13 protein-coding genes are annotated in these 12,415 nt (G+C 60.9%); 8 read left to right on the top strand and 5 right to left on the bottom strand.

Annotated elements, in window-relative coordinates; genetic code table 11:
- Nucleotides 1-74: 74 nt before the first annotated feature.
- The 3 genes from FBY12_RS08705 to FBY12_RS08695 all read left to right on the top strand — a co-directional run bounded on the left by FBY12_RS08705 (nt 75) and on the right by FBY12_RS08695 (nt 3,759).
- A complete protein-coding gene (locus FBY12_RS08705) occupies nt 75-887 on the top strand; it encodes an inner membrane protein YpjD (RefSeq protein WP_101207568.1) in 813 nt (270 codons plus the stop codon).
- Between the two features lie 12 nt (nt 888-899).
- Nucleotides 900-2,141 (top strand): HlyC/CorC family transporter, encoded by a 1,242-nt coding sequence (locus tag FBY12_RS08700; RefSeq protein WP_145252621.1) that lies wholly within the window; start codon nt 900-902, stop codon nt 2,139-2,141.
- Between the two features lie 301 nt (nt 2,142-2,442).
- Nucleotides 2,443-3,759, top strand: coding sequence for an MFS transporter (locus tag FBY12_RS08695; protein WP_092272805.1), 1,317 nt, complete (start codon nt 2,443-2,445; stop codon nt 3,757-3,759).
- A gap of 108 nt (nt 3,760-3,867) precedes the next feature.
- Here FBY12_RS08695 and purT read toward each other — a convergent pair whose 3' ends face one another.
- The 5 genes from purT to FBY12_RS08670 all read right to left on the bottom strand — a co-directional run bounded on the left by purT (nt 3,868) and on the right by FBY12_RS08670 (nt 7,503).
- Complete coding sequence (gene purT / locus FBY12_RS08690) at nt 3,868-5,049, bottom strand: formate-dependent phosphoribosylglycinamide formyltransferase (RefSeq protein ID WP_145252620.1); 1,182 nt, start codon at nt 5,047-5,049, stop codon at nt 3,868-3,870.
- Between the two features lie 100 nt (nt 5,050-5,149).
- Nucleotides 5,150-5,617, bottom strand: coding sequence for a VUT family protein (locus FBY12_RS08685; RefSeq protein ID WP_145252619.1), 468 nt, complete (start codon nt 5,615-5,617; stop codon nt 5,150-5,152).
- 504 nt (nt 5,618-6,121) lie between these two features.
- Nucleotides 6,122-6,331 carry a DUF1289 domain-containing protein gene (locus tag FBY12_RS08680; RefSeq protein ID WP_121733029.1) on the bottom strand — a complete coding sequence of 70 codons (210 nt, stop codon included), beginning with the start codon at nt 6,329-6,331 and terminating at the stop codon, nt 6,122-6,124.
- Complete coding sequence (locus tag FBY12_RS08675; protein ID WP_092272818.1) at nt 6,328-6,852, bottom strand: gamma carbonic anhydrase family protein; 525 nt, start codon at nt 6,850-6,852, stop codon at nt 6,328-6,330. The genes FBY12_RS08680 and FBY12_RS08675 overlap by 4 nt, the downstream gene beginning before the upstream one ends.
- Before the next feature lie 51 nt (nt 6,853-6,903).
- Nucleotides 6,904-7,503 (bottom strand): CoA pyrophosphatase, encoded by a 600-nt coding sequence (locus tag FBY12_RS08670; protein WP_121733027.1) that lies wholly within the window; start codon nt 7,501-7,503, stop codon nt 6,904-6,906.
- Between the two features lie 146 nt (nt 7,504-7,649).
- Between FBY12_RS08670 and FBY12_RS08665 the strand changes: the two genes are divergently transcribed.
- The 5 genes from FBY12_RS08665 (at nt 7,650) to FBY12_RS08645 (ending at nt 12,146) form a co-directional block, all read left to right on the top strand.
- On the top strand, nt 7,650-8,201 hold the full coding sequence (locus FBY12_RS08665) for an NUDIX hydrolase (RefSeq protein WP_092272824.1): 552 nt from the start codon (nt 7,650-7,652) through the stop codon (nt 8,199-8,201).
- Nucleotides 8,202-8,279: 78 nt separating this feature from the next.
- Nucleotides 8,280-8,783 carry a murein L,D-transpeptidase family protein gene (locus FBY12_RS08660; protein ID WP_092272827.1) on the top strand — a complete coding sequence of 168 codons (504 nt, stop codon included), beginning with the start codon at nt 8,280-8,282 and terminating at the stop codon, nt 8,781-8,783.
- A gap of 488 nt (nt 8,784-9,271) precedes the next feature.
- Nucleotides 9,272-10,003, top strand: coding sequence for a GntR family transcriptional regulator (locus FBY12_RS08655; protein WP_092272830.1), 732 nt, complete (start codon nt 9,272-9,274; stop codon nt 10,001-10,003).
- Between the two features lie 33 nt (nt 10,004-10,036).
- A complete protein-coding gene (gene nagA / locus FBY12_RS08650) occupies nt 10,037-11,143 on the top strand; it encodes an N-acetylglucosamine-6-phosphate deacetylase (RefSeq protein ID WP_145252618.1) in 1,107 nt (368 codons plus the stop codon).
- Nucleotides 11,124-12,146 carry an SIS domain-containing protein gene (locus FBY12_RS08645; RefSeq protein ID WP_145252617.1) on the top strand — a complete coding sequence of 341 codons (1,023 nt, stop codon included), beginning with the start codon at nt 11,124-11,126 and terminating at the stop codon, nt 12,144-12,146. The genes nagA and FBY12_RS08645 overlap by 20 nt, the downstream gene beginning before the upstream one ends.
- Nucleotides 12,147-12,415 lie beyond the last annotated feature (269 nt).

Genomic DNA, 12,415 nt, shown 5'->3' with positions numbered 1-12,415 from the left:
AGCTTGTATGGTCTTTCGTGTGAAGTGGGTTCTATGCCAAACTCAGCGCCTTTCGGGCTTGCCTAACAGGATTTATGCTCCCCTTGTCACCCAGTTTGCTCACCACCCTCGCCGCCGCCTGCTTATATGCCGCTGCGACTCTCTATCAGGGCACTCGTCTGGCCACTGGCGCCAAGGCGAACAAACGCCTGCTGGTCACGCTTGGCGTGCTCGCGGTGCTGGCTCATAGCGCCAGCCTGCTGACCCATTTGCTGACGCCGATCGGCCTGGGCCTGGACTTTTTCAGCGCCGCCAGTCTGATCGCCGCAGCGGTGATCGCCCTGACGCTGCTGGCCTGCTCGCGAATTCCGGTGGAAAACCTCTTGGTGCTGCTGTTTCCGTTGGGGATGGCCACTGTGCTGCTGGCGCAATTCGCCCCCGCCGGCACCGTGCAGGTGATCGACGAAGAGCCCGGCATCCTCGCGCACATTCTGTTGTCGATCCTCGCCTACGGCATGTTCACCATCGCGGTGTTCCAAGCGTTGCTGCTGCTGGTGCAAGATCACCAACTCAAGCACAAGCATCCGTCCGGGCTGATCAAGAATTTCCCACCGCTGCAAACCATGGAAAGCCTGCTGTTCGGCTTCCTCTGGGCCGGTTGGACCCTGCTGTCGCTGTCGCTGATTTCCGGTTGGCTGTTCGTCGAGAACCTGTTCGCCCAACACCTAGTGCACAAAACCCTGCTGGCCTGTCTGGCGTGGATTGTGTTCAGCGTGTTGCTGTGGGGGCGTAACCGCCTCGGCTGGCGCGGGCACAAGGCGATCCGCTGGACCCTCGCCGGTTTTTGCCTGCTGATGCTGGCCTATTTCGGCAGCAAGCTGGTTCGTGAATACATTCTGCACATCTGACGGGCGGCAATAATGGACGACTTGCCCATAGGGCCGATGCTGGCGGTGATTGCCCTGCTGATTTTGTGGTCGGGGCTGTTTACCGCCATCGAAGTCGCGCAACAGCATTTGCTGGCGCAGCGCGTGGCGTCGCGCTCCAGAGACAAACCGGTGGCGAAGCTGAGCTTCGCGCTCAACAGCCTGATCTTCTGCAACACCTTGTGCCGCGTGCTGGCCATCATCATCAGCACTTTGCTGGCGATTTTCACTTTCGCCGAAAACGGTCCGTGGGCCGCTTGCCTCGGCGTTTGCGTGCTGTTGCTGGTGTTCGCCGAATACCTGCCGCGCAACTTGGCCGTGCGTTACCCGGACGCGATCCTCTCACTGGGCAATACGTTGCTCGGCACCCCGCTGAAACTGGTCTACCCCGCCGCGTGGCTGCTCAACGCCTTCAGTCAATTGCTGACGCGCCCGTTCGCCCGCAAAGCGAAAGTGGTGCAAAAAAGCGAAGACGAGGCGCCGACCGATCGCCACGAAGAACACGAACACGCTTCGACCCGCCCGCATCCGTTGTCGGGTATTCATGCGCTGGACAACATCACGGTCAACGACATTCTGGTGCCGCGCAGTGACGTCGACGGGATCAACCTCGACGACTCGCTCGAAGAAATCATCGAGCAACTGCGCAGCAACCGGCGCACGCGTTTGCCGGTATTCCACAGCGACATCAACCAGGTCGAAGCGGTGCTCAATACTCGGCAGATCCGCCATTTGCTGGCGGATGCGAGCCTGACCCTGGAAGCCTTGCAGGCAGCCTGCCACGAACCGTATTTCGTCCCGGAAAGCACGCCGCTGCAATTGCAGTTGCTGAACTTTCACAAGCAGCAGCGACGCCTGGGCATGGTGGTCGACGAGTATGGCGAAGTGCTTGGCATCGTGACGCTGGAAGACATTCTCGAAGAAATCGTCGGCGAGTTCGAAAGCGAGCACAGCCTCGACAACCCGCACATTCATCCACAGGCCGACGGCTGTTTGATGATTGATGGCGCAGCGTCGATTCGTGATCTGAATAAAAGCCTCGGTTGGCACCTGCCCAGCGACGGGCCGAAAACCCTTAACGGCTTGGTCACCGAGGCGCTGGAGACGATTCCGGACTGCGCGGTGTGCCTGAAGATCGGCCGTTATCGGCTGGAAATTCTCGAGACCGAAGACAACCGCGTCAGCCGCGTGCTGATCTGGCACACCAGCTCGGCCCCAGCGCTGGCCAAGAACTGACAGACGCAGCACCTGTGGGAGCGAGCTTGCTCGCGATGGCAATCTTTCAGTCAACATAGCCGTTGAATGTCAGACCGCTATCGCGAGCAAACTCGCTCCCACAGGGTCCTCTGTACTCCTGCGCATTCACCTCTCCAATCCAAGCCTCTTGTTCGATCATTAGCCACCTTCCTATAATCGAATCCGCTTACCCAAGCCCCGCCCTACCCTGTGCTACCCGCACCCTGCTGCAAACCCACATCCCTGGGTGTTCGACCATAATAATTCGCTCCACTGGAGCATGACTGTCAGGGATCACCGCATGACCACCAGCACCGCTTATAGCGACACCACGCCTGCCCCGCCGACAAACTCCGCCACCCGCGTGGCCACTGCGAGTTTCATCGGCACCGCCATCGAGTTCTACGACTTCTACGTCTACGCTACCGCCGCCGCGCTGGTGATCGGGCCGGTGTTCTTTCCGCAGACCTCCGGCACCGCGCAAATGCTTTCGGCGTTTCTCACCTTCGGCATCGCGTTTCTCGCGCGACCGCTGGGCTCGGCGCTGTTCGGCCATTTCGGTGATCGCATCGGGCGCAAATCGACGCTGGTCGCCTCGCTGCTGTTGATGGGCGTGTGTACGACGCTGATCGGCGTGTTGCCGGGTTACGACAGCATTGGCGCCTGGGCGCCGATCCTGTTGTGTGTGCTGCGCTTCGGCCAAGGCCTGGGTTTGGGCGGTGAATGGGGCGGCGCGGCGTTGCTGGCGACCGAGAATGCGCCGAAAGGCAAACGCGCCTGGTTCGGCATGTTTCCGCAGCTTGGGCCGTCGATTGGTTTCCTTGCGGCCAACGGCCTGTTCCTGACGCTGGCCATGACCCTCAGCGACGAGCAGTTCCGCGCGTGGGGCTGGCGCATTCCGTTTCTGCTGAGCGCGGCGCTGGTGATGGTCGGCCTGTACGTGCGCCTGAAACTCCACGAAACCCCAGTGTTCGCCAACGCCATGGCGCGTCAGGAGAGGGTGAAGATTCCGCTGGTCGAGCTGTTCAGCCAGTACTGGGCGCCGATGTTGCTGGGTGCCGGATCGATGGTGGTGTGCTACGCGCTGTTTTATATCTCGACGGTGTTTTCGCTGAGTTACGGCGTATCGACCCTCGGCTACACCCGCGAAACCTTCCTCGCGCTGCTGTGTTTTGCGGTGCTGTTCATGGCCGCCGCAACGCCGTTGTCAGCGCTGGCCAGTGACCGTTATGGGCGCAAACCGGTGTTGATCATCGGCGGCGTGCTGGCGGTTTTGTCGGGTTTCCTGATGGAGCCGTTGCTGACGCAGGGTTCGACCTGGGGCGTGGCGCTGTTCTTGTGCATCGAACTGTTTCTGATGGGCGTAACGTTTGCGCCGATGGGTGCGCTGCTGCCGGAGCTGTTTCCAACGCATGTGCGTTATACCGGGGCGTCAGCGGCCTACAACCTCGGCGGTATTGTCGGGGCCTCGGCGGCGCCGTTCTTTGCGCAGAAACTGGTGGCGATGGGCGGTTTGAGCTACGTCGGCGGGTATGTGTCGGGGGCGGCGGTGCTGAGTTTGATTGCGGTGCTGTGCTTGAAAGAGACGCGTAATAACGATTTGAATCGGGTGGCTTAAAAAGCAAGAGCATCGCGAGCAGGCTCACTCCCACAAGGGGACCGCGTTCTGTCAGAAAGAACGCGATTCAATGTGGGAGTGAGCCTGCTCGCGATAGCCGAGCCTCGGTTACAGCTCTACCACAACAGCCTTCGAAGCACGGGTCGCTTTGGCGCGAGCCGCTTCAATCGACTCATCGCGCGCCAACGCCACGCCCATCCGGCGCTGGCCATTGACTTCAGGCTTGCCGAACAAACGCAACGCCGTGTCCGGCTCGCTGAGTGCCGCGCCCAGATTGCTGAAAGCGGTCTGGGTCGACTGCCCTTCCACCAGAATCACCGCCGAAGCCGATGGCCCGAACTGACGAATCAACGGAATCGGCAAGCCCAGAATCGCCCGTGCGTGCAGCGCGAACTGCGACAGGTCCTGAGAAATCAATGTCACCAGACCGGTGTCATGCGGACGCGGCGAAACTTCGCTGAACCACACCTGATCCCCCTTGATGAACAACTCGACGCCAAACAGACCCCGGCCACCCAAGGCCTCGGTCACGGCTTTGGCAACGCGCTCGGATTCTGCCAGGGCAATCGGGCTCATGGCTTGCGGCTGCCAGGATTCCTGGTAATCGCCCTTTTCCTGACGGTGACCGACCGGCGCGCAGAACGTGGTGCCGCCAATGTGGCGCACGGTGAGCAAGGTGATTTCGTAGTCGAAATCGATAAACCCTTCGACGATCACCCGACCTTTACCGGCGCGCCCGCCTTCCTGGGCGTAATCCCACGCGGTTTTCACATCATCGGCGCTGCGCAACAGACTCTGGCCCTTGCCCGATGAACTCATCACCGGTTTGACCACACACGGGAAACCGAGGTCTTGGACAGCCTTGCTGTAGTCCTCGAATGTGTCGGCGAAATGGTACGGCGAGGTCGGCAGGTCCAGCTCTTCGGCGGCCAAGCGACGGATGCCTTCGCGGTTCATGGTCAGCGAGGTGGCGCGCGCGGTCGGGATCACGGTGAAGCCTTCGGCTTCCAGTTCGACCAGGGTAGCGGTAGCGATGGCTTCGATTTCCGGCACGATGAAGTGCGGTTTCTCGGCTTCGATCACCGCACGCAGGGCGGCGCCGTCGAGCATGTTGATCACGTGGCTGCGATGCGCGACTTGCATGGCCGGCGCGTCGGCGTAGCGATCGACGGCAATCACCTCAACGCCCAGGCGTTGCAGCTCGATCACCACTTCCTTGCCCAACTCGCCACAGCCACAGAGCATTACGCGGGTCGCGGTTGGCGACAATGGAGTTCCGATACGGGTCATCTCAGGTCCTCAAAGAAGCGGATCATCGAGGGTCGCGACGCCGGGCGCGCTTCCCATGGGGAGAAAGCGCGGCATTTTACATGAACCAGAGGGTTTGGCTTCAGCCGGCGACGGCCTGTTTGCGCAGGCGCCACGCCATGATCAGCCACACGGCGGTGACGCCGGCGAACTTGGAGCCCATTGCGGTGAGGATCACGCCTGGGGTGAACGCGTCGATCATGCCGAAAAAGATGAAGGTATCGAGCGGGATGCTCAGCGCCGAACTTATCCACAAGCGATCGTGCAACGGCCGTTTGGTAATGCTGAATACCAGCCAGTCAATGCACTCAGACACCGCGAATGCGGTGGCGCTGGCCAGCGCAATCGATGGATCGGAGGTGACGTAGGACAACACCAGCGCCGCCAGCATCGCGGCGATGGCGCCGTGACCGAAACGGGTCTGCACCATGTCGCGCAGCACGAACACCAGGCCGCCCCACGCCGACCAGATGATGTCGAGGTGCGGCGCGGTGGAAAAGGCGTAGTTGATCAGCACGACGCTGCTGATGTAGGAAATCAGGAAAATCATGGGGTCGACCTGGGAAATTGGCGCACAGGGTACTTCAGGGAGTGAGGTCGGGCCAAGGGAGGGAAATGTTGAGATCGTTGCCGGACTTCGAGAGCCACCCCTCACCCCAGCCCTCTCCCCAGTGGGGAGAGGGGAAAGGGAGCTGATCTTCGTTGTTTTCGGGTGCTCGGTTCAATCCGAAGCCGCTGTTCCGGAAGCTGAATTCGTAACAGTCTTTCAGGTCGATGTAACTCCAGGAACACCTCGGTCAGCCCCCTCTCCCCAGTGGGGAGAGGGGAAAGGGAGCCGATCTTCGGTGCTTTCGGGTGCTCGGCTCAATCCAGAGCCGCTTTTCCGGAACCTGAGTGCGGCGCAGTCTTTTCCAGAACCTGAATACGGCGAAGTCTTCTCCGAAACCTGAGTTCGGCACAGTCTTCCAGGTCGATGTAACTCCAGGAACACCTCGGTCAGTCCCCTCTCCCCCCCGGGGAGAGGGTTAGGGTGAGGGGTCGATCTCAAGCCGAATCAGGATTTCGAAGGCAACATCCAGATCAACCCGCTGGACTTGGCCCGCTCATGACACAACCCCAACACCTTGCGCCGCTCGTCGTTGTCCATCCGGCTCCAGCGCGTGATCTCTTCGACCGTGCGCTGGCAACCGGTGCAAATGTCATCCTCATCCAGCGCACAAATGCTCACGCACGGCGACATTACCGGCCGTTCCGTGGCGTTCATTCTTCCTGCTCGACCAGATCGCGCGCGTAACGCTGTGAGTTGTGCACATAGTGCGCGGCGCTGGCTTCGAGCATTTTCTTCTGTGGCTCGGTGAGTTCGCGCACCACTTTGCCCGGCGAACCCATGACCAGCGAACCGTCGGGGATTTCCTTGCCTTCGCCGATCAGCGAGTTGGCGCCGATGATGCAGTTCTTGCCGATTTTCGCGCCGTTGAGAATCACCGCGTTGATGCCGATCAAGCTGTAATCGCCGACGCTGCAGCCGTGGAGCATGGCGTTGTGGCCGATGGTCACGCCGGTGCCGATGGTCAGCGGATAGCCCATGTCGGTGTGCATCACCGTGCCGTCCTGGACGTTGCTGTTCTTGCCGATCAGGATCAGTTCGTTGTCGCCGCGCAACACGGCGTTGAACCAGACGTTGGCGCCCTCTTCCAGTTTGACCTTGCCCACCAGCACGGCATTAGGCGCGACCCAGCTCTGTGGATGGGTTTCGACACGGGCATCGCCCAAGCGGTATTTCATCTCGTTATCCTCAAGGCTCAGGCAGCCGCGGGTGCACTTTCAGGTATTGATTCAGGTATTGATAAAGCTTTTCGGCGGACGGTGCAGGCTGATGTCGGCGTCGTACAGCAGGTTGATCAATTCGACGATCATGATCGCGGTCAAACCCCAGATCTTGTACTCGCCGTAGCGATAACTCGGCACGTACCAACTGCGGCCCTGGTAATCGATGCGGTGCGTGTGTTCGCGCGGGTCCTTGCGAAAGAACTCCAGCGGCACGCTGAACACCGCAGCGATCTCGGCATCGTTGGCCAGGTATTCAACGTAATCGGGGATCACCCCGACGTAAGGCGTGACTTTGATGCCGTGCAGCGAAATCAGCGGGCTGAGCGGGCCGATCACTTCGACCAGCCCCGGCGGCAGGCCGATTTCTTCTTCGGCTTCACGCAGCGCGGTGAATATCAGGTCAGGGTCTTCGGGGTCACGCCGCCCGCCGGGAAAAGCCACTTCGCCGCCATGGGTCGAGAGCCCGCTGGCGCGCAGAGTCAGGACCAGTTCCGGTTCGTCGCTGCGGGTGATCGGCACCAGCACCGCGGCTTCGGGGAAACGCTTGTCGGTCTCCAGCGTTGTTGGCGTGTGGTTGCTTACCCGATGAAGTAGCTCGTCCAGCATGAGTGCTCTCGATCTGTTGGCTACCTCGCATCATGCACCAATCGAACCGACCGCCCAACCCCCGAACTGCGCCATGTCGTGAAACGACAACTTGCCGACTGCCACCGCCGCACGCCAAGATAGGCGCAGCCTCCAGGAACCCAAGCATGAAATTTTGCAGCCAGTGCGGTAACCCGGTCACCCAGCGTATTCCCGAAGGCGATTCGCGCCTGCGATTTGTCTGCGACAGCTGTCAGACCATTCACTATCAGAATCCCAATATCGTCGCCGGTTGCGTCGCCACCTGGGGTTCAAAAGTGTTGCTGTGCCGCCGCGCCATCGAGCCGCGACTCGGTTACTGGACGCTGCCCGCCGGTTTCATGGAAAACGGCGAGACCATCGAGCAAGCCGCCGTGCGCGAAACCGCCGAAGAAGCCTGCGCCCGCGTGCGCGAATTGAGCATCTATACCTTGATCGACGTGCCGCACATCAGCCAGGTGCACGTGTTCTTCCGCGCCGAGCTGGTCGACCTGGACTTTTCCGCCGGCCCGGAAAGCCTCGAAGTGCAGCTTTTTGAAGAGGCTGACATCCCTTGGTCCGACCTGGCTTTCCGCACCGTGGGCCGTACCTTAGAATGCTTTTTCGCGGACCGGCAGACCGAGGTCTACCCGGTGCGTTCCGAGTCGATCCCACCGCTCGCGCAAGCTGCCATCACTTAAGCGTCTGCGCGCAAAGCAGCTTTGAATTAGCCGTCTATAACTTAATCATGTCGCGACACCTCTAGGGATATCGTTTCAATGCGCTGGTTGCTTGCCTTGTTTTGCCTGTCGTTTGTTGTCGTTTCCCAGGCCTCCACCACGGTCACCCTGGACGGCAAGACCATCGATAAAGTGCTGGTGCTCAAATCGGCCCATCAACTGCAACTGATCGCCGACGGCCAGCCGTTGCGTACTTACCGCATCTCGCTGGGAAAACAGCCGCGTGGCGCGAAGCTGATGGAGGGCGACAAGCGCACCCCGGAAGGCTTTTATTGGGTGGACTGGCGCAAGGTCAGTGACCGCTTCAACCTGGCGATGCACATCTCCTACCCCAACCGCGACGACACCGAGCGCTCGCGCCGCGAAGGCGTACCGCCGGGCGGCATGATCATGATTCACGGCACGCCGGATACCTACGACTACCCGGAAAACCTCTTTCACACCTTGGACTGGACCGATGGCTGCATCGCCATGCGCAACATGGACATGCGCGAAGTCTGGGGACTGGTGCCGGATGGCACGATGATCGAGATCCGCCCGTAGCTTTTTGCATCCGTTCTTCCTGAGATCCGTGTGGCGAGGGGGTTTACCCCCGTCCGGCTGCGCAGCAGTCGTGAAGTCAGCACACGCGGTTTGTCGATGAAACCTGCGCGGCAACATTTGGCACTGCTGCGCAGTGCAACGGGGGTAAACCCCCTCGCCACAGAGTTGTGTGTCAGCTCAAACAAAGAGCCTGAACGCTACCTCCGGTCGCCCTTCGCAAAATAAATCAAAAAAATGCAGCACTCGGCAGCGCCGGCAGTGGAGATACCACTTGCCTGTGCAAGCATTACCGCAGGCTGCGAACTTAGCCCGCAAAATCCCCCGCTGTAATACCACTTCAAACCAGCACCCTACCTACGCGTCTGAAAGCCCCGATTTCATTGCCTGTCGAGCCAAGTGGTCTGATTGACATGGTATGCAAGTGGTATTAGTTTTCGTCCCACCACCGGGCGACAAAAATCCAACATCCGCATCGGAAAACTGCCTACATGAATGACATCCAGGCCCTACGTCCTGACGACTCTCAGCCGACGCCGTTGTACCTGCAACTGGCGCGCAATCTGGAAGCGGCGATCCATGCCGGCCAGTGGAAAGCCGAGCAGGCGATGCCGTCCGAGCGCAGCCTCAGCGAATTGCTGGGCATTTCTCGCGTTACCGCCCGCAAGGCACTGGAAGTGTTGTTCGATCAAGGCCTGATCCGGCGCAATCAGGGTTCCGGCACTTTCATCACCCCGCGCCTCGAACAACCACTGTCGCGCCTCTCCGGGTTCAGCGAGATGCTCCGCTTGAAAGGTTTTGTCCCCGGCTCGCAGTGGCTGGAGCGCGAAATCACCCCGCCGACCCACGAAGAACTGATCCGCCTCGGCCTCTCGCCCAACGACAAAGTGGCGCGGCTCAAGCGTTTGCGCAAAGCCGATGACACGGTGATGGCAATCGAGATGAGCACCCTGCCCGCCTCGATCATTCCCAAGCCGCAAGCCGTGGGCGATTCCCTCTACGAATTCCTTGATGGCATCGGCAAACCGATCGTTCGTGCCTTGCAGCACATTCAGGCGATCAATGCCTCGGACGAGTTCGCCGCGCTGGTCGGCATCGCGCCGGGCACCGCGATGTTGCTGATGACCCGGGTCGGCTACCTGGAAGACAACACGCCCATCGAAGTCACCGACACCTATTGCCGCAACGACTACTACGACTTTGTGGCAGAGCTGCGCCGCTAAACCGGGCGAAGTCGCCAAACAGCGAGAACCGAAATGTCCGAAGACAACATCCTCACCGCCCACGGCTGGGTTCGCGGCCGGCTGATTCACCAACACGGCAAAGTCGTGTCCATCGAAGGCGTGCCCTGCGATCCGGCGGACAACGACTTGCCTTACCTGCTGCCGGGTTTCATCGACCTGCATGTTCACGGCGGCGGCGGCAAAGACATCATGGAAGGCGCGACAGCCTTCGAAACCATCACCAAAACCCACGTGCGTTTCGGCACCACGTCGCTGTTGGCGACGACCATGACCGCGCCCAGCGCAGAGATTTCCAGCGTGCTCAAAGCCGTCGGCGAGTTCTGCGAGCAGCGCCCGAAAAACAGCGCCCGCGTGCTCGGCGTGCACCTCGAAGGACCGTACATCAACCCCGGCAAACTCGGCGCGCAACCGAATTTCGCCCACACCGCGTTGATGGCCGAAGTCGAGGAATACCTCGCACTGGCGCCGATTCGGGTGATCACTATCGCCCCGGAAATCGCCGGCCACGACGGCTTGATCCGCGCGCTCAGTGCGCGCGGCGTGCGCATGCAAATCGGCCACACCCTCGGCAGTTACGAGGAAGGCGTCGCCGCGCTGGAGGCCGGCGCCAGCAGTTTCACCCACCTGTATAACGCCATGAGCCCGCTGCATCACCGCGAACCGGGGATCGTCGGCGCGGCGCTGGCCCACGCGAAATACGCCGAATTGATTCCCGATTTGCTGCACGTGCACCCCGGCGCCATGCGCGTCGCGTTGCGCTCGATCCCGTGCCTGTATTGCGTCACCGACTCGACCGCTGCGGCGGGAATGCCGGACGGTGAATACAAACTCGGCAGCCACACCGTGACCAAATGTCTGGGCGGCGTGCGCCTCGCCGACGGCACTTTGGCCGGCAGCACGCTGACCATGGATCAGGCGCTGCGCAACCTGGTGAGGATCGGTTTGCCGATTGCCGAGGCCTCGCAACGTCTTTCGCAATTCCCCGCCGACTACCTCGGCATCACCGAGCGCGGGCGCCTGCAACCCGGCGCGTGGGCCGACTGCGTGCGTCTGGACCGCTCACTGACATTGACCGCCGTGATGGTCGAAGGAGAAGACATTGACTTCAAAAATGCTTGAAGAGGCGCTGTCCTCGTCCGAGGCCGTGCAGGCTCAATTGCAGCAACTCGACCCGCAGATGATCGAGATTGCCGGGCGTCTGCGCCGTCAGCCGCCGCAAGTGGCGATGACCGTCGCGCGCGGCAGCTCCGACCACGCCGCGAGTTATTTCGCCTACCTGACCATGCAGCAATTGGGGATTCCGGTGGCGTCGTTGCCGATGTCGGTGGTGACCATGCAGCAAGCGCCGTTGAAGGTCAGCGGTCAGGTCGCGTTCGCGTTTTCGCAGTCGGGGCAAAGTCCGGATCTGGTCAACAGTCTGCGGCTGTTGCGCAAACGCGGGGCGCTGAGCATTGCACTGGTCAATGCCGCCGATTCACCTCTGGAAGCGGCGTGTGAATTCAGCCTGCCGCTGTTGGCGGGCACCGAAAGCAGCGTCGCCGCGACCAAGAGTTTTATCGCCACCCTCAGCGCCAGCGCGCGGTTGATCGCGCATTGGAAAGAAGACCTCGAATTGCTCGAAGCCGGCACTGCACTGCCGCAAGGTTTGCGCGAAGCGGCGCAGCAGGATTGGCGCCCGGCCATCGACGCATTGCGCGATTGCGAACGGTTGATGGTGATCGGCCGTGGCGCCGGTTTTGCCATCGCCCAGGAAGCCGCGTTGAAGTTCAAGGAAACCTCGGCGATCCAGGCTGAGGCGTTCAGCAGCGCCGAAGTGCGTCACGGCCCGATGGCGTTGATCGGCGAGCAATACCCGCTGCTGGTGTTCGCCCCGCGCGGCGCCGAACAGGCCGGCCTGCTGAGCCTGGCCGCCGACATGCGCCAACGCGGCGCCCGCGTATTGCTGGCGGCGCCGGATGACGTCAGCGAACGCGACCTGACCCTGACCCGTGCCGAGCATCCGGCGCTTGATCCGATTTTGGCGATTCAGAGTTTTTATGTGATGGCTGCCGGATTGGCGGTCGCTAGAGGCATGGACCCGGACCAGCCACGGCACCTGAGCAAAGTCACGCGTACGCACTGAAGCAGCTGAACCTGTTGAACCTGTTGAACCTGTTGAACCTTTTGCAACAACTTGTGGGAGCAAAGCTTGCTCGCGAAGACGGTATTTCGGTCGCAGGAAATGCATCGGATTCACCGACGCCATCGCGAGCAAGCTCGGCTCCCACAAAAGCCCAGCTCTTCAAAAGCCCAGCTACTACAAAAGTGTGGAGCCCACAAAAACCCCAGCTCCTACAAAAGTGTGGAGCCTACAAAAGCCCAGCTCCCACAAAAGCACCGCGTTCACACAAA

Source organism: Pseudomonas sp. SJZ131 (assembly GCF_007828705.1).
GTDB lineage: Bacteria > Pseudomonadota > Gammaproteobacteria > Pseudomonadales > Pseudomonadaceae > Aquipseudomonas > Aquipseudomonas prosekii.
This window is presented reverse-complemented; position numbering and strand designations above follow the sequence as displayed.

What these genes read in the sequence shown, in the direction of transcription:
- FBY12_RS08705 (WP_101207568.1), top strand. Translation starts at nt 75, where the DNA reads ATGCTCCCCTTGTCACCCAGTTTGCTCACCACCCTCGCCGCCGCCTGC.
- FBY12_RS08700 (WP_145252621.1), top strand. Translation starts at nt 900, where the DNA reads ATGGACGACTTGCCCATAGGGCCGATGCTGGCGGTGATTGCCCTGCTG.
- FBY12_RS08695 (WP_092272805.1), top strand. Translation starts at nt 2,443, where the DNA reads ATGACCACCAGCACCGCTTATAGCGACACCACGCCTGCCCCGCCGACA.
- purT (WP_145252620.1), bottom strand. Translation starts at nt 5,049, where the DNA reads ATGACCCGTATCGGAACTCCATTGTCGCCAACCGCGACCCGCGTAATG.
- FBY12_RS08685 (WP_145252619.1), bottom strand. Translation starts at nt 5,617, where the DNA reads ATGATTTTCCTGATTTCCTACATCAGCAGCGTCGTGCTGATCAACTAC.
- FBY12_RS08680 (WP_121733029.1), bottom strand. Translation starts at nt 6,331, where the DNA reads ATGAACGCCACGGAACGGCCGGTAATGTCGCCGTGCGTGAGCATTTGT.
- FBY12_RS08675 (WP_092272818.1), bottom strand. Translation starts at nt 6,852, where the DNA reads ATGAAATACCGCTTGGGCGATGCCCGTGTCGAAACCCATCCACAGAGC.
- FBY12_RS08670 (WP_121733027.1), bottom strand. Translation starts at nt 7,503, where the DNA reads ATGCTGGACGAGCTACTTCATCGGGTAAGCAACCACACGCCAACAACG.
- FBY12_RS08665 (WP_092272824.1), top strand. Translation starts at nt 7,650, where the DNA reads ATGAAATTTTGCAGCCAGTGCGGTAACCCGGTCACCCAGCGTATTCCC.
- FBY12_RS08660 (WP_092272827.1), top strand. Translation starts at nt 8,280, where the DNA reads ATGCGCTGGTTGCTTGCCTTGTTTTGCCTGTCGTTTGTTGTCGTTTCC.
- FBY12_RS08655 (WP_092272830.1), top strand. Translation starts at nt 9,272, where the DNA reads ATGAATGACATCCAGGCCCTACGTCCTGACGACTCTCAGCCGACGCCG.
- nagA (WP_145252618.1), top strand. Translation starts at nt 10,037, where the DNA reads ATGTCCGAAGACAACATCCTCACCGCCCACGGCTGGGTTCGCGGCCGG.